The organism is Verrucosispora sp. FIM060022 (genome assembly GCF_003977705.1).
Lineage (GTDB): Bacteria > Actinomycetota > Actinomycetes > Mycobacteriales > Micromonosporaceae > Micromonospora > Micromonospora gifhornensis.
This window is the reverse complement of record NZ_RQIV01000006.1, coordinates 1-20,213: the sequence shown is the minus strand read 5'-3', so window position 1 is coordinate 20,213 and position 20,213 is coordinate 1. Positions and strand designations below refer to the sequence as shown.

General features: G+C 67.6%; 18 protein-coding genes and 2 pseudogenes. 11 read left to right on the top strand and 9 right to left on the bottom strand.

What is annotated here, in order from left to right:
- The 11 genes from EG812_RS17315 to EG812_RS17265 all read left to right on the top strand — a co-directional run bounded on the left by EG812_RS17315 (window position 1) and on the right by EG812_RS17265 (window position 10,957).
- The gene (locus tag EG812_RS17315; RefSeq protein ID WP_043720034.1) at window positions 1-864 is read left to right on the top strand and encodes a glutamate ABC transporter substrate-binding protein; all 864 of its coding nucleotides are present in this window, start codon (window positions 1-3) and stop codon (window positions 862-864) included.
- Between the two features lie 81 nt (window positions 865-945).
- Window positions 946-1,620 carry an amino acid ABC transporter permease gene (locus tag EG812_RS17310; protein ID WP_013732246.1) on the top strand — a complete coding sequence of 225 codons (675 nt, stop codon included), beginning with the start codon at window positions 946-948 and terminating at the stop codon, window positions 1,618-1,620.
- The gene (locus EG812_RS17305; protein WP_126712174.1) at window positions 1,620-2,492 is read left to right on the top strand and encodes an amino acid ABC transporter permease; all 873 of its coding nucleotides are present in this window, start codon (window positions 1,620-1,622) and stop codon (window positions 2,490-2,492) included. The genes EG812_RS17310 and EG812_RS17305 overlap by 1 nt, the downstream gene beginning before the upstream one ends.
- Before the next feature lie 523 nt (window positions 2,493-3,015).
- Complete coding sequence (locus EG812_RS17300; protein WP_013732244.1) at window positions 3,016-3,414, top strand: hypothetical protein; 399 nt, start codon at window positions 3,016-3,018, stop codon at window positions 3,412-3,414.
- Between the two features lie 71 nt (window positions 3,415-3,485).
- Complete coding sequence (locus EG812_RS17295; protein WP_126712173.1) at window positions 3,486-4,415, top strand: hypothetical protein; 930 nt, start codon at window positions 3,486-3,488, stop codon at window positions 4,413-4,415.
- Window positions 4,412-5,587 (top strand): efflux RND transporter periplasmic adaptor subunit, encoded by a 1,176-nt coding sequence (locus EG812_RS29670; RefSeq protein ID WP_013732242.1) that lies wholly within the window; start codon window positions 4,412-4,414, stop codon window positions 5,585-5,587. The genes EG812_RS17295 and EG812_RS29670 overlap by 4 nt, the downstream gene beginning before the upstream one ends.
- A 3-nt stretch (window positions 5,588-5,590) precedes the next feature.
- Window positions 5,591-6,253 carry an ABC transporter ATP-binding protein gene (locus EG812_RS17285; RefSeq protein WP_126712172.1) on the top strand — a complete coding sequence of 221 codons (663 nt, stop codon included), beginning with the start codon at window positions 5,591-5,593 and terminating at the stop codon, window positions 6,251-6,253.
- Entirely contained in the window at window positions 6,250-7,488 is a 1,239-nt protein-coding gene (locus EG812_RS17280; RefSeq protein WP_126712171.1) for an ABC transporter permease, read from the top strand. Before EG812_RS17285 ends, EG812_RS17280 begins: the two co-directional genes overlap by 4 nt.
- 62 nt (window positions 7,489-7,550) lie before the next feature.
- Complete coding sequence (locus EG812_RS17275) at window positions 7,551-9,926, top strand: glycoside hydrolase domain-containing protein (protein WP_415877989.1); 2,376 nt, start codon at window positions 7,551-7,553, stop codon at window positions 9,924-9,926.
- A 3-nt stretch (window positions 9,927-9,929) separates the two neighbouring features.
- The gene (locus EG812_RS17270) at window positions 9,930-10,274 is read left to right on the top strand and encodes a hypothetical protein (RefSeq protein ID WP_126712169.1); all 345 of its coding nucleotides are present in this window, start codon (window positions 9,930-9,932) and stop codon (window positions 10,272-10,274) included.
- A 155-nt stretch (window positions 10,275-10,429) separates the two neighbouring features.
- Window positions 10,430-10,957: a M15 family metallopeptidase domain-containing protein gene (locus EG812_RS17265; RefSeq protein ID WP_013732236.1), complete on the top strand. Its 528-nt coding sequence runs from the start codon at window positions 10,430-10,432 to the stop codon at window positions 10,955-10,957.
- A gap of 69 nt (window positions 10,958-11,026) precedes the next feature.
- Here the strand turns inward: EG812_RS17265 and rny are convergent, their stop codons facing one another.
- The 9 genes and pseudogenes from rny to EG812_RS17230 form a co-directional block, all read right to left on the bottom strand.
- The gene (rny, locus tag EG812_RS17260; protein ID WP_013732235.1) at window positions 11,027-12,793 is read right to left on the bottom strand and encodes a ribonuclease Y; all 1,767 of its coding nucleotides are present in this window, start codon (window positions 12,791-12,793) and stop codon (window positions 11,027-11,029) included.
- A 618-nt stretch (window positions 12,794-13,411) separates the two neighbouring features.
- Complete coding sequence (locus EG812_RS17255; RefSeq protein ID WP_013732234.1) at window positions 13,412-14,116, bottom strand: 3-keto-5-aminohexanoate cleavage protein; 705 nt, start codon at window positions 14,114-14,116, stop codon at window positions 13,412-13,414.
- 114 nt (window positions 14,117-14,230) lie between these two features.
- Complete coding sequence (locus EG812_RS17250) at window positions 14,231-14,923, bottom strand: regulatory protein RecX (protein WP_043720024.1); 693 nt, start codon at window positions 14,921-14,923, stop codon at window positions 14,231-14,233.
- 8 nt (window positions 14,924-14,931) lie between these two features.
- A complete protein-coding gene (locus EG812_RS29970; RefSeq protein WP_377676526.1) occupies window positions 14,932-15,432 on the bottom strand; it encodes a hypothetical protein in 501 nt (166 codons plus the stop codon).
- A gap of 171 nt (window positions 15,433-15,603) precedes the next feature.
- Window positions 15,604-16,215: pseudogene (locus tag EG812_RS30275) on the bottom strand (LAGLIDADG endonuclease); the annotation flags it as partial.
- A gap of 3 nt (window positions 16,216-16,218) precedes the next feature.
- Window positions 16,219-17,070, bottom strand: a pseudogene (recA, locus tag EG812_RS29960) (recombinase RecA); the annotation flags it as partial.
- Between the two features lie 185 nt (window positions 17,071-17,255).
- Complete coding sequence (locus tag EG812_RS17240) at window positions 17,256-17,456, bottom strand: DUF3046 domain-containing protein (RefSeq protein ID WP_013732231.1); 201 nt, start codon at window positions 17,454-17,456, stop codon at window positions 17,256-17,258.
- A complete protein-coding gene (locus tag EG812_RS17235; RefSeq protein WP_126712168.1) occupies window positions 17,456-18,835 on the bottom strand; it encodes an MFS transporter in 1,380 nt (459 codons plus the stop codon). The genes EG812_RS17240 and EG812_RS17235 overlap by 1 nt, the downstream gene beginning before the upstream one ends.
- A 193-nt stretch (window positions 18,836-19,028) precedes the next feature.
- Window positions 19,029-19,721 carry a UdgX family uracil-DNA binding protein gene (locus EG812_RS17230; RefSeq protein WP_013732229.1) on the bottom strand — a complete coding sequence of 231 codons (693 nt, stop codon included), beginning with the start codon at window positions 19,719-19,721 and terminating at the stop codon, window positions 19,029-19,031.
- Window positions 19,722-20,213 lie beyond the last annotated feature (492 nt).

The following is a 20,213-nucleotide window of genomic DNA, read 5'->3' as shown; positions in this document are numbered from 1 at the left end:
ATGCGAATGAAGCGTATGGCGGCAATCGCCGCTGCTGCCGGTCTTGCGGTCACCATGGCCGCCTGTGGCGGCGACAGCGACGAGGCCGGCAGCGGCACCGGCGCCACCGGCATCGTCGGCAAGGCCGAGAGCCAGAAGAAGCTGGTCATCGGCGTCAAGGCCGACCAGCCGGGCCTGGGTCTGCAGACCGGTAGCCAGTACGAGGGCTTCGACATCGAGATCGGCAAGATCATCGCGAAGGGCCTCGGCGTCGACGCGGGCAACATCGAGTGGAAGACCACCGTGTCGGCCAACCGTGAGCCCTTCATCGAGCAGGGCACCGTCGACCTGGTGGTGGCCACCTACACCATCAACGACGAGCGCAAGCAGAAGATCAACTTCGCTGGCCCGTACTACATCGCCGGCCAGGACCTGCTTGTCAAGTCCGACTCGACCATCACCGGCCCGGACCAGCTGGCCGGCAAGACGGTCTGCTCGGTCAGCGGCTCGACCCCGGCCAAGCGGATCCAGGAGAACTACCCGGACGCCCGGCTGCAGCAGTTCGACTCGTACTCGAAGTGCCTGCCGCTGCTCGACGGTGGCCAGGTTGACGCCGTGACCACCGACGACATCATCCTCGCCGGCTACGCCGCGCAGGACCAGTACGCCGGCAAGTTCAAGGTCGTCGGCAGCACCTTCTCGGACGAGCCGTACGGCATCGGCCTGAAGAAGGACGACACCACCGGCTGCGAGAAGGTCAACGAGATCCTCAAGGCCGCCGCCGCCGACGGCAGCTACAAGGCCGCCTGGGACACCACCCTGGGCAAGAGCGGCACCCCCGCGCCCGAGCTGGACACCACCAAGCTGACCCACTGCGGCGCATGACCGGTTCCGGAGCCGGCATCCTGAGTGGGTGCCGGCTCCGGCCTGTCACCGGCCGCCAACACGTGCCCCGGGAGCCGAAGCATGCACGTATTCTCTGATCCGAAGAACTTCGACGCGTTCGTGTCGAGCTTCCTCTGGATCCTCAAGCTGACCGGCGCGTCCGCCGTCGGCGCGCTGGTGCTCGGCGTGCTGTTGGCCGCGATGCGGGTCTCACCCGTACCCGTGCTGCGCGGCTTCGGCGCAGCCTGGGTCAACATCTTCCGCAACACCCCCCTGACCCTGGTCATCTTCTTCTGCTATTTCGGCCTGTTCGTCACCCTCGGGCTGAGCCTGTCGCAGGATCTCTTCCTGAACATCTACTGGCTCGGGGTCATCGGCCTGTCGACCTACACCGCGGCGTTCGTCTGCGAGGCGGTCCGTTCCGGCATCAACACGGTGCCGACCGGGCAGGCCGAGGCGGCCCGCGCGATCGGGCTGACCTTCGCGCAGACCCTGCGGATCGTGGTGCTGCCGCAGGCCGCGCGTTCGGTGATCGCGCCGTTCGGCAGCATCCTGATCGCGCTCTGCAAGAACGCCACGATCGTCGGCACGATCGGGCTGATGGAGTCCTCCAGCGTCATGAAGGACCTGATCAACTTCAACGGTGACGCGGTCATCCCGATCTTCCTGGTCTTCGCCGGCACGTTCGCCGCGATCCTCATTCCCACCGGCTACTTCTTCGGCTGGCTGGCCAACCGTCTGGCGGTGAAGCGCTGATGAGCACCAGCAGCGTCCTCTACGACCACCCGGGACCCCGCGCCAAGGTTCGCAACACCGTCCTGAGCGTGATCTTCGGTGTCGCCCTGCTCGGGCTGGTCTACTGGATCTACAGCAAGTTCGACCAGGCGAACCAGTGGGAAGGGTGGCTCTGGAAGCCCTTCGCCGAGCCGAAGACGTGGACGCAGTTCATCCTGCCGGGCTTGTGGGCCACCCTCAAGGCGGCCGGCGTCGGCATGCTGCTCTCGCTCGCCTTCGGCATCATCTTCGCCGTCGGGCGGCTCTCCGAGCACAAGTGGATCAGCGTCCCCGCCGGCGCGGTCGTGGAGTTCTTCCGGGCCGTACCGCTGCTGCTGATGATCTTCTTCGTCTTCTACGGCCTGCCGTACGTCATCAAGCAGCCGGTGACCGCCTTCTGGTCCGTGGTGATCGGTCTGACCCTCTACAACGGGTCGGTGCTGGCCGAGGCGTTCCGGGCCGGCATCCGGGCCCTGCCCGGCGGGCAGTCCGAGGCGGCGTACGCGATCGGCATGCGCAAGACCCAGGTCATGCAGCTGATCCTGATCCCGCAGGCGGCCCGGGCCATGCTGCCGATCATCGTCAGCCAGCTGGTGGTGCTGCTCAAGGACACCGCGCTCGGCTACATCGTGGCCTACCCCGAGTTGCTCCAGCGCGGCGTCAACGACCTCGCCGCCAACTACGGCAACATCATCCCCGCCGCCATGGTGATCGCCGTCATCTACATCATCATCAACTCCATGCTCACCTGGTTCGCCGGTTGGCTGGAGCGGCGTACCGGCACCCGTCGGGTGCGGGTGCCACGGCAGCGCGCCGGCACTGCCGGCTCCACCGTCGTCGAGCCGCAGGGCTGAGCGCAGTTCGACATACCCGAAGCGGGGCCGGTCCGGTTGGGCCGGCCCCGCTTGTTTCGTCTGTGGCCGTGTACCGATGGCGTGTGTCCCGCGGCCCACCTGCGGGTCGCTTCTCTCCGAGACCTGACGCTCACGTGGCTCGATGTCGCTGCCGACTCGCCGATCCTCCGCCGATAAGCGCCAAAACGACCGAATCGAATCAAGGGAGCCTGCGGCGGACTCTTGCCAAGCCACAGGAAATCGGCCATCATTCATATGTCCCAACGGGGTTCAGGTTCCCCCGATCTGGGACCACACGGGGATTCTTACAGTTCTAGCCAACAGCGACTGCTGTTGCTTCCAGCCTGCTTGAGGCTCCGTGCTGGCATTTTGCGCCACCGGATTTTGCATGCCTCGGCAACCTCGACGCTCGAGGCGTTCCGCATATTTCTGGAGCGCAACCAACGGGGGCTCAACGGTTCAGGGGCGACGTATACGCTCCTGCCGTAATTCCGCGCAGCCCCTCGACGATCGAGGAGAGTGCATGCGAGTACGCCAAATCATCGCCGCCGCCATGACGGGTGCCGCCGCAGTGGCAATTGCCGCCGCACCGGCGCAGGCCGACAGAGGCGATTCGAAGGCCGCCTGCAACAAGGGCGAGATCTGCTTCCAGTGGATCTACGACAATTTCTCCACCAGTTCGTACCAGCGACACTTCTGGTACAACGACTCGAACCACGGCGACGACTACTGGTCGAACATCCCGGATCTGTACCCCGCGTTCGTGATCAAGGACGACGCCGAGGGCCTCTGGAACAGGGACACCACCTGCGCCGTCACCATTTACGACCTGGCGAACTACGTCACCCCGTACACCACCTTCCCGCGCGACTTCCGGGCCGCCATCAGCCCTCGCAACAACTCTCACAAGCGCTGCGCCTGATCGTCCGTCGGCGGGCACGCCAGAACGGCGTGCCCGCCCCGCACAGGAAGCGGTAATTTTCGGGGGATCAAGTGAAATTTCGCGTGCGCATGAGTGCCCGGTGGCTGGTCGCTCTCGTTACCGTCTCGTTCTTCGCCACAGCTTGCTCCAGTTCCGCGACCGACCCGCCCGCAGATCTGTCGGCGGCAAGCTCGGACAATCCATTCTCGCTCTTCCTGGGCGAAGAGATCGGCCAGATCGACTATGCGCAACTGAAGGTGCGAAACAAATGTCTGGCCAAGGCCGGCTACCCACAGAACCTGAACGTGATGCTGGGGCAGCCTCGAAACCCGTTCCGACACCTGATCATCACAGCTCGCACCTTCGGCCCCACTTCGGTCGAAGAAGCGAAGCGAATTGGTTTTGGCCGAGACTCGTTGTCGGCACCACCGTCGGTCGTCAGCTTCGATCCGAATTACGACAGAGCCTACGACAAATGCACCGAGGACGCCTGGAAGGCCTTGTCGGATGACGCCAAGAATGTGTATTACGGCTACTTCGACCTGGGAAACAAGCTGAGCCAACCCCTCTCGCGGACCATCAACGAGCGAATGGGCGACTCGGCATGGCGAAAGCTGCTGTCCTGCCTTGACGACAAGGGTCACCGGCCGAGGAGCGAGCAGGAGTTCCTCCAGACCCCGAACCCGGGACTCTTCGGTGTTCCCGTCGGCGTAGATGCCGCTGAAGGCCTGGATCGGTGGCAGCCCAAGCAGATACCTGGAACGATTGAGGTGGGGCCTGCGGTGCCTGCGACCCAGTATCAGGCCGGTCCGGTGGAAAGCGCCCTCGCAGTCGCCTGGTTTGAATGCCGGCGTCAGACCGGCATCGACAAACTGCAACTTGAAACGGCAGTTCAGGTTCAACGGGAACTCGTCGACAAGTACGAGTCCTCGTTCATGGAGCTGAACCCGCAGGTTACCCGCATCGCGAAGCAGGCCGCCGAACTGATCGGCGCCCCGTGATCGCCGTCGACGCCCTCGTCGCTCGACGACGGCGCGCCCTCCGCATTGTCGTGCTCTTTCTGGCCGCCGTTGTGCTGGTCACCGCCGGCGCGGTCCTGGTCGGTCCAACCCTGCGGTCGCCGGACCAGCTGGCCGCCGACGCCGCACCGCCCTCGCCTTCGCTGGTGACGGCGGTGGTGGAGCGCCGCACGCTTGTCGAGCCGGTCGTGCTTCGGGGGCGTGTCCAACCGGGGGCGAGTGTACGGCTACTCGCTCCACCCGCCGCGATGGGCCCGAGCAGCGTGGTGACGAAGGTGCCTGTGCGTAAGGGCGATCGGATACGGGAGGGGCAGGTACTGCTTGAGCGTTCCGGAGAGCCACTGTTCGCCCTGGCACTCCGGTTCCCCCTCTACCGCGACCTCACCACCGGTGCGCAGGGACCGGACGTCGTGGAGGTGCAGCGGGCACTGCGCCGTACTGGCTATTCCGCACCGACGACCGGAGTGCTCGACGGCACGACTCTGCGGCAGTTGGCGAAGTTCTACCGTGACCGCGGCTACCGGCTGGGCTCGGCGCAGGAAGATCGACGTTCCGGGCAGTCGCGTGCCGTGCAGATGCCGCAGTCCGCCGTTGTCGTGATCGACCGGACGGGCCGTCGTATCAGCAAGGTTCATGCGCGGGTCGGACAGACTCTGGTAGACCCCAAGACGCCGATAGTCGAACTTGACGGCCAAGCGCCCGTCATCGTCGCGACCGCAGCTGTGGATCAAGCAGCGCTCATCCGGCCCGGTCAGCAGGTCGACGTCACCGACGAGCTTGGTGAGACACGTACGAAGGCGCGCGTCAGCGAGGTCAGCGAGCAGGCGACCTCGGGCCCCGACGGCCAGACCGGCATCGAGATCCGGCTGAAGTTCGCCGAGGCGCCGATGAGCGGGGGCACGAACCGGTCGGTACGGCTGGATGTCCGGACCACCGCCGCGGCGGAGGTGCTGGCCGTGCCGGTGTCGGCCATCTACTCCCGCCCCGACGGCTCGATGTTCATCACTGTCGTGGATGAGGACGACGCGACAACCGACGTCACGGTGCTGACGGGACAAATCGCGGGCGGCTGGGTCGAACTCAGGGAACCGGTCCCGTCGCCGGTCGCCGCCGGTTCGTCAGTGTTGGTCGGTGAGCAGACGGCGGAGGGCTGATCCATGCTGGTTCTCCGCAACGTCTCGCGTACCTATCAGGACGGTCAGCCCGTTCATGCGCTACGCGCCACCAACCTGCGTGTCGAGCAGGGCGATTACATCTCGATCACCGGCCCGTCCGGGTCGGGCAAGTCGACTCTGCTCAACCTCGTCGGCCTGCTCGATGTACCCACGGCCGGCTCCTATCTGATCGGCGGGTTGGAGACGGCGGACTGCGGGCCCGCCACCCTCGGCGCCATCCGTGGCCAGCTCTTCGGATTCGTCTTCCAAGCATTCCACCTGCTCCCCGGGCGCACCGCCCTGGAGAACGTCGAGCTTGGGATGCTGTACGGACCGCACGCACGGCGGCAACGCCGGTCGATGGCCTCCGAGGCGTTGGAGCGTATGGGCCTGTCCCATCGCATGCACGCCGACCCCCGCCAGCTCTCCGGTGGCGAGAAGCAGCGGGTAGCGATTGCCCGCGCGGTCGCGGCACGCCCCCAAGTCCTCTTCTGCGACGAACCGACCGGCAACCTCGACACGACGAACACCGCTGCGGTACTCGCCGTGTTGCGGCAACTCAACGAGGAAGGGCTGACTCTGATCGTGGTGACCCACGACTCGCAGGTCGCGTCGGAGGCCCGTCGCCGGCTTCGTGTCACCGACGGTGTCGTGGACGAGACGTGAGGACGAGACGGCGCAAGGAACGCGAGGAGATCGGGCACCTAGGGATCGGTCGGTCCCGGCTGAACGTCCGCGATCTGTTCTGGGAGGCCTCTGTCTCCGTCCTCAGCAACCCTGGCCGATCACTCGTAACGGTCGTAGGCACGATCCTCGGTGCGGCGGCGTTCGTAGCCAGTCTCGGTCTCGGCTCCACGCTCAACCAGCAGGTTTCCACCGCTTTTGATCTGCGGCGGGCCACCGAGGTCCTGGTTGAACCGGAAGACCAGGCGACGACGGACAGCTGGCTTCATGATGCGGCCATCGGTCGACTCACCCGGCTCAACGGCGTTGTGGCCGCCGGACGGCGGACGAGTCTCGGGGAGCGTCCGATGCGTCGGATGACCGATGTTCGGCAATCCTCGGCGGGCGTACCCGTGATCGGAGCGGATCCGTCGGCGTTGCAGGTGATGGCACCCCGGGTGACCGTGGGACGCAGCTTCGGCGAGTTCCACGAACGCCATGCCACGCCGGTGGTCATGCTCTCCGCCACGGTGGCACGCCAACTCGGAATCCATCGGACCGGCGTCGCCGTTTTCGTGGCCGACCAGGCCCATACGGTGGTCGGGATCTTTGATGACGTCGTGCGCAGACCGGAGGCCTTGGCTGCGGCCATCGTGCCGTACTCGGCGGCAGAGCGCCTCAACCGATCCGGTGGCAGCCAGCCCGCGAAGAGGGACGTGCTGGTGGAAACGTCTCCCGGCGCGGCACAACTCATCGGCAGGCAGGCTCCGCTTGCCCTCCGTCCGGAGGCACCGGCCGAGCTGAGAGCCATTGCGCCGCCTGATCCGCGCACACTGCGCCAGGAGATCGAGGGCAGCACCACCAGGACGACTCTGTTGATCAGCGGTGTCGCCCTGCTGATGGGCACCATTTCGATCGGTAACGCCGCGACCAGTGGCGTAGCTCAGCGCACCGGAGAGATCGGCCTGCGACGGGCAGTCGGGGCGCGGCGACGTCACATCTTCGGTCAGTTGGTCCTGGAAACCACTGTATTGGGCGGGCTGGGTGGGGGGGTCGGTGCCCTGCTCGGCGTGCTGACCATCTCAATCGTGTCCGTCGTCAACGGCTGGACACCAGCGGTCGAGATCCGGTCCGCCGTGTTCGCCTGCACGGCCAGCACCATCGCCGGACTACTGGCCGGGCTCGTTCCGGCGGCGCGGGCCGCCCGCATCCCTCCGGTCCAGGCACTACAGCGCTGACACGTCCAACGACCTGAGGCGAGACCAACCATCAACAGTGCGCCACGACATCGATGGAGGCAATGGTGGACGACAAGGTCCTTGAGGCACAGCAATGGGTCAATTCCACGTACGGCGCAGTGCCCGGCTACAACCGCTGCCCGGAGAACGGGCGCACCGGCTGGTCGACCATGTACTCCCTGACCAGAGGGCTCCAGCACGAGCTTGGCATCACCAGCCTGTCCGACGCCTTCGGTCCGACAACCCTCTCTCGGCTGGCGGCGCTCGGCGCCATCGGCCCGGACACCACCAACCCCAACATCGTCAACATCGTGCAGTACGCCCTGTTCTGCAAGGGTTACTGGGGTGGGCCGGGTGACGGCGTCTACGGCGTTGACACGGCCTCTGCCATCGCGGAACTGAAGTACAACGCCGGCTTGGACGCCTCCGACACCAATGTCCAGCCGAAGATCTTCAAGGCACTGCTCACCATGGACGCCTACGTGGTGCTCGCGGGCGGAACCGAAACGATCCGGTCGATCCAGAAGTGGCTGAACAGCCGATACTTCAGCCGCCGTGATTTCTTCCTCATCCCCTGCGATGGAATCTTCTCCCGGGACGTGCAGAAAGCACTCTTCCTGGCCATCCAGTTCGAACTGGGGTTGACCGACGATGAAGCCACCGGCGTGTTCGGGCCGGGAACACAGGCCGGTTTGCGCAACAACCTGCTGTCACAGGGCTCGTCGGGAATCTTCGTCAGCATATTTACCGCTGCGATGGTCTTCAATCGCATACGTCTGTCCAACGGCAACACCTATGCCAACTTCACCAGCAGTTTCACCTCAAGCGTCGCGTCAGCGGTCAGTGATTTCCAGACATTCTCGGCCCTGCTGCCCCCGAACGGCCGTGGCGACTTTGCCACCTGGTGCCAGCTACTGGTATCCACTGGGGATCCCAGCCGCCCTGGCACCGCCGTGGACTGCATCACCACCATCACCGATGCACGCGCCAAGACGTTGTACAGCAACGGGTACAGGTTCGTGGGCCGGTATCTGGACGAGAAGCCCTGGGGCACCCTCAACAAGAGGATCCAGCCGGGCGAGCTGGACACGATCTTCGCGAACGGCCTGAAGGTCTTTCCAATTTCACAGTACTACGGCGAAGTGGTCTCCTACTTCACCTATTCTCAGGGATTCCAGGACGCGGTGGATGCCCATATCGCCGCCACAGGGTACGGCTTCAGCACCGGTACCGTAATATATTTTTCGGTCGACTACGACGCAACTCAGGATGAGATCGAGTCTCACATTCTTCCATATTTTCGAGGCGTGGTCGCCGGACTGGCCGATCGAGGGAAGAAGTACATCCACGGCGTGTACGGATCACGCAACGTCAGCGCTCAGGTGACCGCCCACACGTACGCACGGTGGTCCTTCGTGTCGGGCATGTCCACCGGATTCTCCGGCAACATGGGCTTCCCCTTGCCGGAGAACTGGTCGTTCAATCAGATCCAGACGCTGTGGCTCGGCACCGGTGACGGGCGAATCGAGATCGACAAGAACATCTACAAGCCGGGATCGGACCCTGCGGTGGCCTCGGTCAACGACCCCATTTCAGAGGCCGACACGTTCGTGGGATACATCAGCACCTTGCTCTCGTGGGCTCGCAGTTACGGGGGAAACCGCCCAGCGGATCAACTGGTGATGGAGTTCCTTCGCCATGAGGACTACAACAGCGAGCAGTGGAAGCTGTTGATCGGGAGCATCGACGAGGGATTCAAGAACCATGTGCTTGATCGACTCAGAGCAAACAACATGCACATGATCAGAGAATTCCGGGACCCCTTCTATGGCGTAGACATCAAGGTCTCCCACCTTGGCGCGTCCTGCAACGCGGCGTACCTGCTACCACAGCCCGCCGGGACCTACACCAACCGAGGCGACGTCGGCGGCTGGGGCGGCGACTGGATGACCTTCTACGGCGAGTGGCGTCGGGACAGCGACAGCTACTCGTCTGGGCGCACCTACTGCCACGAGAAGTTGGCCAAGGTCGACGGCGTCGGAACCTTCAAGTTGCGTGATCTGATCGAAGACGCGGACGCCTACAACATCGCCAAGGATGTGCGGAACGGGACGAGCATCTGGGCGTCCATGTACGTCAATTATTCCGGGGGTGGCCACCTCTCTAGATTCAAGCGATTCTATGAGGGCCGCTTCGTCAACGCCGCCAACGCCAAGGCGATCAGCCGGGACATCCTGCTGACCACGGCCGACCCTATTCTTTCCACCGGCCGGGCCTATCTCATTCAGACAACCGGTGGAGTGCCCACGCTCATGCCACACCTGTTGCCGAGCAACAAGCTCGACGAGTTCTGCCAAGGCTTCGCCGACATGCTCTTGGATCGGGTGGGGCAGGAGAACGCCCGCGTCGCGGCGCTGCGCGCCCAAGGCAAGATCTGAGCCATGAAGACAGCTGCAGGGTTCGTCGTCGGAATCGTCGTGGCACCAGCTGCTGCCATTGTCACGTACGTGCACGGCCTGTGGGTGAGCCACCTTCTCGACATTCGAGCCACCAGCGAGTACTGCACCGCCAAGCCACTCGCTTCCACCGCGACCAGCGCCGACTGGCTGCCACTGCGCCACGTGTGCCGCTATGCCGACGGCACCAGCACCGATCTGGTCCCCGGTTACGTCAACCCGATCATCTTCCTCTGCCTGTTCATCGCAGTGGTGAGCACGGCGCTCGCTTTACGATCCGCCCGCCGCTCCCGTGCAGCCGAACCGACAACCTTGGAGTCGCCACAATGAGTAATGCGCCAGGTCTGTCTCGCCGGCAACTTCTGTCCACCACCTTCGCCGCAGCCGGTGCGGTGGTCGTCGGCGCTGCTGCCACCGCGCCGGCCCAGGCAGCACCGCCGCGTCCGAGAAACTGGGCTCGGTCCACAAGTCAGAACGGTTGGCCCGTGGTGGATGGCGCCAAGGTGGCGAGCCACCGGGTCGAGGGTAGCGACGCGCGTATCACGCTGGCAGCCGGCGCGGTGTCCACCGTCCTTCTCCACGTGCTACGCCGGTTTCACTACGAGGTCGGTGCAGTCGGGCGCGGCGACCTGATCGGACATCGCACAACAAGGGCGGTAGTCGCGGCGTTCGAGTCGAACTACCTGTCGGGCACCGCTGTGGCGATCCGGCCGAACTTCTATCCGGTCGGCTCCGCCGGCAACTTCTTCACCGGCGAAATGCTGGTGATCCGCGACATTCTCGCAGAATGCGACGGTGTTGTGCGCTGGGGTGGAGACGACCGGGACCACCCCTCGGAAGGGCATTTTCAAATCGACGTACCTCCGGGTGACACGCGACTCGACCGGTTGGCACGCACCTTCGAGGAGTGGGCCGACCAGCCGGACCGAGGACCAGGAACGATGATCGATCTGCTCAACGCTCGTCGCCGAAGCGCGGCCAAGGACCTGCGGGCGCGTCAGCGGCCGTTTTGAGGCGGCTGAGTGGAGGTACCTGGACCGGGACGGCGCGGTTCGCCCCGCCGTCCCGGTTGGCGTCCTCCGTCAGCGGGCGATCTCGGTGACTCGGGACTCACGGACCACGGTCACCCGGATCTGACCGGGATAGGTCAGCTCCTCCTCGATCTGCTTGGCCACGTCCCGGGCCAGCACCGCCGCGCCGATGTCGTCGACGTCGTCGGGCTTGACCATCACCCGGATCTCCCGGCCCGCCTGCATGGCGAAGACCTTCTCCACGCCGAGCTTGCCGGCCGCGATCTCCTCGATCCGCTCCAGCCGCTTGACGTACGCCTCCAGGCTCTCCCGCCGCGCCCCCGGCCGGCCCCCGGAGCAGGCGTCCGACGCCTGGGTCAGCACCGCCTCGACGGTCTGCGGCGGGACCTCGTTGTGGTGCGCCTCGATGGCGTGCACCACGTCCTCGCTCTCGCCGTACTTGCGGGCCACGTCGGCGCCGATGATGGCGTGGCTGCCCTCCACCTCGTGGGTGAGCGCCTTGCCGATGTCGTGCAGGAACGCCGACCGCTTGATCAACGGAACGTCGAGGCGCAACTCGGCGGCCATGATGCCGGCGATGTGTGCGGTCTCCACCAGATGCTTGAGCACGTTCTGCCCGTACGACGTGCGGTAGCGCAACCGGCCCAGGAGGGTGACCAGCTCCGGGTGGATCTCGGTGATGCCGACCTCGACCAGGGCGTCCTCGGCGGCCCGCTGGCACAGCTGGTCCACCTCCTGCCGGGCCAGGTCGTGCACCTCCTCGATCCGGTGCGGGTGGATCCGCCCGTCCAGCACCAGCTTCTCCAGCGTCAGCCGACCCACCTCACGGCGCACCGGGTCGAAGCAGGAGAGGAGCACCGCCTCCGGGGTGTCGTCGATGATCAGGTTGACCCCGGTCACCGACTCGAAGGCGCGGATGTTGCGGCCTTCCCGGCCGATGATCCGACCCTTCATCTCGTCACCCGGCAGATGCAGCACGCTGACCACGCTCTCCGCGGTCTGCTCACTTGCCACCCGCTGGATCGCGTCGACCACGATGTGCCGGGCCCGCTGCTCCGCGGTGGACCGGGCATCCGACTCGATCTCCCGTACCAGCAGCGCGGCCTCCCGCTTGGCCTGGCCCTCGATCGCCTCCACCAGCTCGGCCCGCGCGCTGTCGGCGGTCAACCCCGCGACCCGCTCCAACTCCCGACGCCGCTGGCTCTCCGCCTCGGCCAGTTCCTTCTCCCGGGCATCCAGGGCCGCCTCCCGGGCGGCGAGCGCGGCACTGGCGGCGGTCAGCTGCCGTTCCCGCTCGGCCAGCCGCTCCACCTCCTCGGTGTGCATCCGCTCCCGCTCGTCCATCCGGGCCGCCCGCCGCTCCACCTCGGCCGCCTGCTCCCGGGTGGTCGCGGCGAGCACCGCCACCTCCCGCTCGCCGCTGCGCCGGGCTGCGGTCCGCAACTGCTCGGCATCGGCCTCGGCCTGCTTGTGCGCCCGTTCGAGCACCGTGTCCGCCTCGGCGCGGGCGTCGTCGAGGACCCGACGGGCCTCCGCCCGGGCCGCCTTCGCCTCCGCCTTGGCCGCCGCCGCCTCGGTGCGGGCCGCAGCCGCGGCGGACTTCGCGACGTCGATCGTGCTGTTCGCCTCGTCGGCAGCCGTCCGCAACGCGGCCAGCGACTGCTCCTGGCGATCCTTCTCCGCGATGTACGCCGGATCCTCCGGTGCCGGCCGCGTCTGCAACCCGCGCAGCACCCGTGCCCCGAAGACCGCCGCGGCGAGCACCACCAGGGTCAACACCAACACGACGATCAGAAGTACGACGTCCAGCGCCCTCATGCCGGCACTCCGCTCCGCCGAACCGCCCGACGGCTCGACTCGGCACACCCTCGAAACGCCGGTTCCGGGTGCCCTGAGCTCTGCTCACCCTCGTCGGCCGCGCCGGAGTCGGCGCCGGCCGGTTCGCAACGCTCGCTCATGCTGGCCACCCGGTGAACCTCTGTCGCCTCGCCATGGCGCGCCTCCCCTGAACGTCGCGCCGTAGGAATCCGCCGGTGGGCGTGTTCCTACGGCTCTGGACGCCCGACCGGAGCGCAGGCCGTGGATAGCTCTCCCCGCCGACGGTGTCCCTCGAACCGTCGGCAGGCCAGGTGCAGTTGTCGCCTCGGCCCCGGACCGGCCTGTCCGAAGCTGGCGTCAGTGGCCGTTCCTGCTGGCCAAAGTGATGCTGTTCTGTTACGCGATCTATGTTGTGCGCTTAGCCTGCGCTTGGTCGGGCAATGTGAGCCTTTATGGCGAGGCTAGGTCTCTGAGGGCGTCCGGTCAAGAAGTCATGATCAAACCACCCGGACGGAGAGAAGTTGCGCGGTGACGCTGCGCTGATAACGAGTCGGGCGGCTGCGGACAATCGCGACGTTCGGTCGCCTGCCGAGCCAGCTACCGCCGGTTACCGCACGGTCAACCGGCACCCGACGCCACGGCGGCGGCCACCAGAGCGGCATTGTCCCGCGCGAGCGACCCGTCGGGCAGCCGGAGCGTGTCCTCCAGCCCGATCCGGGTGTCCAGGCCCCGCCGGACCGCCTCCGCCAATACCACCCAGACGCCGGCACCCTCGGCGTGCAACAACACCGGTGGCCCCGACGGCGCGAGCGCGTCGAGCATAGCCGCCGCTTCGGCCAGGGCAGACTCCGGCGACGGCGCCATGCATTCCACAAGCACCCGACCGACCGGCACCCGCCATCCGCGGTACGCCTCGACCGCCGGCACCGTCCAGAGCCCGGCCTCCACCATCACGCCTCGCTCGTGCAGCGCCCGCGCGACCGCCTCCGCCCCCGGCTCGTGCACGTTGACCGAGGCGAAGTCGGGCAGCACCGTCCAGGCACCGACCAACGCCGCCCGGGCGAGCGGATCCGGTTCGATCCACGCCCCGGTGCTCACCCCCACCGGCAGGCCCGGCACCGCGGCACGGATCGCCACGACCGCGTCGGCGATGTCCGCCGGACGCAACGACTCGACCCCGTCGGCGGTACGCGGATGGACGTGCACCGCACCGACACCGAGCCCGACACACCGAGCCGCGTCGGCCGCCAACTCGGTCGGGCTCAACGGCACCCCAGGGTGGGAGTCACGACCACGGTCACCGTTGAGGCAGGCCAGCAACACCTCGCGCCTCCTCTCGACCGGTCAGCGATCACCCCTCGGCGGCTGCCCCACCCGCCCTCGGCGATCACCCTTCGGCGGGCGATCACCCCCTGGGCGGTCATCCCTCGGCGGCGGTCATCCCTCGGTGTCGGCGAGGGCGTCGGCGTCGATCTGTTCGGCGAACTCGGCCGCCTCGGCGCTCTGCGCCGCGAGTGCGTCCTTCACGGCCCGAATCGCCACCCCCGGTGGGTAACCTTTGCGGGCCAGCATGCCGACCAGCCGCCGGAACACCGCGTCCGGCTCACCACGGGCGGTACGCAGCTTGCGTTCGACAAGCGCACGGGCCGTTTCCGCCTCGGTGCTCTCGTCCAGCTCGTCGAGCGCCGCGCTGGCCGTGTCACCGTCGACTCCGCGTTGCCGTAGCTCGTTGGCCAACGCCCGACGCGCCAGCCCACGACCGGCGTGCCGGCTGCTCACCCAGGCCCGGGCGAACGCGGCGTCGTCGATGATGCCGACCTCGTCGTAACGGTCGAGAACCGCGTCGGCGGTCTCCTCGGAGATGCCCCGCCGGGCCAGCACCGTGGCCAACTCGGCCCGGGTACGAGGGCGGACCGCAAGCTGCCGCAGACAGATCTCCCGGGCCACCTCGGACTCGTCCCGGGGAGTGTCAGCCGCCTGGTCGGCGTCGGCCCGCCCGACGGCACCGGAGCCCGGTGTGGACTCGTCGCCGGACGTGCGGCGGCCCCGGCGCGGACGCAGTGTGGGATCGCCCGTGCGGGGCGGACTGGCATCCCAGCCCCGCCCCGTACGGGCACGTCGTCCAGCCACTGATCAGATCAGAAGTCGACCGGCGGCAACTCCGGGCCACCGGCGGCATCGCCCGCGCCCACCCCGACGCCGAGCTTCTCCAGGATCTTCTTCTCGATCTCGGCGGCCACGTCCGGGTTCTCCCGGAGGAACTCGCGGGCCTTCTCCTTGCCCTGGCCGAGCTGGTCGCCCTCGTAGGTGTACCAGGCGCCGGACTTCCGGATGATCGCCTGCTCGACACCGACGTCGATCAGCGAACCCTCACGGGAGATGCCCTTGCCGTACATGATGTCGAACTCGGCCTGCTTGAACGGAGAGGCGACCTTGTTCTTCACGACCTTGACCCGGGTACGGTTACCGACCACGTCGGTGCCGTCCTTCAGGCTCTCGATGCGCCGCACGTCGAGCCGGACCGAGGCGTAGAACTTCAACGCCCGACCACCCGTGGTCGTCTCGGGGCTGTTGTGCACCATGACCCCGTCGACGAAGTAGTTGTGGTTGCCCTCCACCTCGATGTCGAACCGGTTCATCGAACGGGTCTTCGGCTTGACCCGTACATCGATGATCCGAGCCGGCACCGGCATGATTTCTTCCGGGACGAACTGCGGCTCGACGACGCACTGCCCCCGGAAGCGCGGCAGCAGCTTGGACTCCATCGCGGCAGGCACGTACGGAGCGATCAGTTCCTGGAACTTCGCTGACGCCTCGGTGGTGAAGATGATCGACGCCGTCTGGCGTGCGCCCCGGGACACCAGCTTCACATCCATGCCGTACGCGTCACGCAGATGCTCCACCAGGCGTTCCCGACTGCCCTCCGCCATCGCCTCGACGCAGATCTCGATCCGGCCGGAGCCACCAGCCGTACGCGCCTGCACCCCCTTGGACCGGAGCGTGAAGCAGCCATCGTCCATGTACCACACCGCGAGGGCCAACGGAGTGAGCGCCTTGAGGTAATCCCAGCTCAGGTGCTTCTTGCCGTCGCCCAGGTAGACCGCACGACGCAACTCGCCCAGCTCGGACAGCGGCGTGAAGTCGACGAAAGCAGCGCCCCGGCTGTCGGTGCGCCGGGAGTGGCTGATGTTGCCCAGCAGCGAGACCTTCCAGTCGAGGTAGTCGACCTGCTGCTCGCCGTGGCCGAGGCGGAATCGAACGCCGTTGCGGTCCTGGCGGTTCGGCGACAGGGCACCGTCACCCATCAGCGAGCCGAGCACGACCTGCCACTGCTGCTCGCTGAGCCGCCGAGCCTCGGCGAGCATCACCCGGTCACCGGCGATCAGCTCGCCCGCCTCCCGCCAGCCGCCCGGCGTACGCACCAGGTGGTTGGCGGTGGCAGCGAACTGGGCGCGACCGTTTCCGCCCGACTTGGCGACGGTGAACTGGAGGAACTGTTCCGCCGGGCCGTTGTTGAACCAGTTGGTGATCCGTTTCGGCTCCACCCGGTCGGTGTCCGGGTTGTAGGAGAGGACCTCGACGTCCAGCCGCTGGTTGACGATCTTGCCGATCTTCTCCTGCGTGCCGTCGGCGAGAGTGACCCTGGTCGAGTACGACATGCACCCGAACATCACGCCGATCTTCTCGCGGAGCTGGTTGATGAAGATCGCGGTGGTGCCGGTGTTGTTGAGCACACCGGTGATCTTCCGCAGCGCCTGGCTCATCAGCCGGGCCTGCAGACCCACGTGGCTGTCGCCCATCTCACCCTCGATCTCGGCGCGCGGCACCAGCGCGGCGACCGAGTCGATCACGATGATGTCCAGCGCGCCGGAGCGGACCAGCATGTCCGCGATCTCCAGCGCCTGCTCACCGGTGTCCGGCTGGGAGACCAGCAGGGCGTCGGTGTCGACACCGAGGGCCTTGGCGTACTCCGGGTCGAGCGCGTGCTCCGCGTCGATGAAGGCGGCGATGCCGCCGTTGCGCTGGGCGTTGGCCACCGCGTGCAGGGCGACCGTGGTCTTACCGCTGCTCTCCGGGCCGTAGATCTCGATGACCCGCCCGCGGGGCAGACCGCCCACGCCGAGCGCGACGTCGAGCGCGATGGAGCCGGTGGGAATGATCGCGGTCTGCACGACCGGCCGCTCCCCCAGCCGCATCACCGAGCCCTTGCCGAACTGCTTGTCGATCTGAGCGAGAGCAAGGTCGAGCGCCTTCTCCCGGTCAGGCCCTGCCGCCATCGTTGCCACCCCTGCCTTCGCCGGCGTCTTTCCTGAGCTTCGCGTCACGCGACACACGCTAGGCGCTGGGTCCGACAGAAAACCAGCCGACCGGCCGTGGCCTGTGGACGAGCACCTCGCTGTGGACAATAGCCGAACAGGTGTACGAGTCGGCAAGAGACACGCGGAAGTAACGAATCGACTGCTCAGCGTAGCCGGGTCGGCACCCGGTCGGGGTAGGCGGCGACCACCGCCCGCCACACCACGTGCGTCTGCTCACCCTCGGCGAAGGCCTGCTCGATGGTCCGCCCACCGAGCTGCGACAGCACCTGATCGCTGGCGATACTGGCCGCGTAGCCCGGCCCGAACGCCTCCTCCAGTCGCGTCCAGAAATCGGTCAGCCGCACTATGCCCGACCCTCCTCGTCCGGTGCGCCCGTCCGCACCGGACGCAACGCTAGCGCCAGCAACGGCGCCACCGCGACCGCGGCGAGCAGGCTCAGCACCGGATAGCCCGCCCACTGCATGACAAACCCGCTGACCGCCCCGGCCAGCGCGCCGGCCAGCCCCATCAGCAGGTCGGACAGGCCCTGCGCGTGGGGACGGACCGCGTCCGGCACCGACTCCGACAGCAGTGTGGAACCGGCCACCATGGTCGCCGACCAACCCAGCCCGAGCAGCACCAGCCCGACGGCGAGCCGGAACGTGCTGTGCCCGGCGGTACCGGCGACCGCGCAGGCGGCCAGCAGCATGCCGACCCCGCCCAGGATGACCCCGCGCCGACCGAGCCGGTCGGCCAGCCAGCCGACCACCGGCGCCAGCGCGTACATGCCGGCGATGTGCAGGCTGAGCACCAGGCCGACCACCGGGAGCACATCCTCGACGGGATAGTGGTCCCGCAGGTGCACCGGGGCCATCGCCATCACCGCCACCATCACCAGGTGGCCGACCGCCACGGCGGCGACACCGAGCCGGGCGGCGGGCTGGGCGCGTACCGCCAGCCAGCCGGCACGCAGGCCCGCGCCGCGCCCGGCCGACGACGCGGCGGGCAGCTTGCCCGGCGCCGCCGCACCGGCCCCGGCGGCCACCGCCCCGGCCGGCTCGATGCCGCCCGGCCCGGTGGCAGGGTCCACGCCCGCCGCCGCGAGCAGGCGGGCGGTGAGCAGCGGGTCAGGTCGCAACAACAGCAGCAGTACGCCGGCAGCCAGCAGAAACGCCACCGTGCTGAAGGCGAACGGGCCGGACAGGGGTGGCAGTCCCAACCCCCCGCCGGCCCGGTCGGCGAGCGCGGCGAAGTTCGGTGCCGCCACTGCGCCGACCGTGGTGGCCCAGACGATCAGTGACAGTTGCCGGGCCCGACGATCCGGCGCGGCAAGATCGACTGCGGCGTAGCGGGCCTGGAGATTGGCCGCGGAGCCGCCACCGAACATGAGCATGCCGAGGAAGAGCAGCGGGATCGACCCGCTCGCCGCGGCGAGCACCACCAGGGCCCCGCCTACGGCCCCGACGCCGTACGCGAAGGCCAGGCCGGGGCGACGGCCGTGCCGGGTGATGATCCGGGTGACCGGGATGGCGAGCAGCGCACCACCGACCACAGAGGCGCTCAGCACCAGGCCGGAGACCGCGGTGCCGGCGATCTCGGCAGCGAGCAGCCCGCCGACGGCGATGCCGATGGTCACCCCGATGCCACCGATGATCTGGGTGCTGAACAGCAGCCGCAGGGTACGCCGCTGAATCGGCACGATGTCGGGCGGCGCGGCTGCCGTGGTGGTCAGATCGGTGGTCAACGCTCGTCCTCGGCTTCCGTCACGATTCCCGGCCGCGCCCGATGATCTCTCCTTCGTGATCCCCTGGTGCCGCCTGGCCTGCTGGCGGCAAGTGTGTCACTGACCTGCCTGATTCCGCTGCGGGTCAGGTGGGCGGGCAGTTGGGTGCGTACTGGGAGCCAGGTGCGGCCGCGGAGCCGGGTGCGGGCAACGGTCAGGTGAGGGCTCGTTCGGCGACGGTCAGGTCGGCGACCAGTCCTTCGTACGCCTTGTCCTGGTCGTCCGCGCGGAGCACGGCGGACGGGTGGATGGTGGCCAGCAGTTGGGTCGGTGGCGCGTCCGTGGTGTCCCCGGCACTGTCCACCGGCACCCGCTGAAAGTCCTCAGGGTGCTCGGCGGCGGCCGGCCAGGGCAGCAGCTCGCCGCGCTGACGGGTGACCCGGAAGCTCGGGCCGAGCAGCGCCTTCGCGGCGGTCGCGCCGAGCACCACGATGACCTGCGGGTTCAGCTGGGTGAACTCGGCGACCAACCAGGGTCGGCAGGCGGTGATGTGCACCCGGTCCGGAGTCTGGTGGATCCGCCGCTTGCCGCGCAGCTCGAACCGGAAATGCTTGACCGCATTGGTCAGGTAGATGTGGCCGGGGTCCAGCTTGGCGTCGTCGACGGCGCGGCGCAGCAGCCGACCTGCGGGGCCGACGAAGGGCAGACCTTTCTGGTCTTCCATGTCGCCGGGCTGTTCACCGACGAAGACCACCCGCGCCGTGGCGTCTCCCCGGCCGAAGACGGTCTGTGAAGCGTCGCGGTACAGCTCGCAGCCCTGACAACCGGCCGCCGCAGCCCGCAGTTCGTCGAGAGTGTCCGCCTGCGGCGGAATGAACTGCTGGGCACCAGGCGCAATCTCGACCATGCCGACCTTTCTACCCGCCCCACCCCCCCACACCACTCCCCACCCCTACTCCACCACACCACGCACACCGCCCACACAGTCCACCACGCCGCCACACCAGCACGCCGCCACCCGCACCGCGCCACCCGCACCGCGCCACCCGCACCGTCGCCCACGCCATCGCCGATCACGTCGACCGCACTGTCCACGCCGATCAGACTGTGTCGATCATGCACTTCCGGTCCCCCTTTGGGGCGGATATGACTGTTACGCCGCGACAAGAAGTGCAAGATCGCGGGGCGAGGGCCGACGGTGCCGCCCGCGCCGTCGGCAGTGCGCTCGACCGCACCGTCCGCGCCGATCAGAGCACGTCGATCTTGCACTTCCGGTTCCCCTTTGGGGCGGATATGACTGTTATGCCCCGACGGAAAGTGCAAGATCGCGGGGGCGGGGGGCGGGGGGTGGGGGTGGGGGGTGGGGGTGGGGGGGGTGGTGCGGGTGGGGGGGGGGGTG

Bases quoted from the DNA above. Each gene is read 5' to 3' on its own strand.
- EG812_RS17315 (WP_043720034.1), top strand. From the start codon at position 1: ATGCGAATGAAGCGTATGGCGGCAATCGCCGCTGCTGCCGGTCTTGCG.
- EG812_RS17310 (WP_013732246.1), top strand. From the start codon at position 946: ATGCACGTATTCTCTGATCCGAAGAACTTCGACGCGTTCGTGTCGAGC.
- EG812_RS17305 (WP_126712174.1), top strand. From the start codon at position 1,620: ATGAGCACCAGCAGCGTCCTCTACGACCACCCGGGACCCCGCGCCAAG.
- EG812_RS17300 (WP_013732244.1), top strand. From the start codon at position 3,016: ATGCGAGTACGCCAAATCATCGCCGCCGCCATGACGGGTGCCGCCGCA.
- EG812_RS17285 (WP_126712172.1), top strand. From the start codon at position 5,591: ATGCTGGTTCTCCGCAACGTCTCGCGTACCTATCAGGACGGTCAGCCC.
- EG812_RS17275 (WP_415877989.1), top strand. From the start codon at position 7,551: ATGGTGGACGACAAGGTCCTTGAGGCACAGCAATGGGTCAATTCCACG.
- EG812_RS17270 (WP_126712169.1), top strand. From the start codon at position 9,930: ATGAAGACAGCTGCAGGGTTCGTCGTCGGAATCGTCGTGGCACCAGCT.
- rny (WP_013732235.1), bottom strand. From the start codon at position 12,793: ATGAGGGCGCTGGACGTCGTACTTCTGATCGTCGTGTTGGTGTTGACC.
- EG812_RS29970 (WP_377676526.1), bottom strand. From the start codon at position 15,432: ATGAACCGGTTCGACATCGAGGTGGAGGGCAACCACAACTACTTCGTC.
- EG812_RS17230 (WP_013732229.1), bottom strand. From the start codon at position 19,721: ATGGTCGAGATTGCGCCTGGTGCCCAGCAGTTCATTCCGCCGCAGGCG.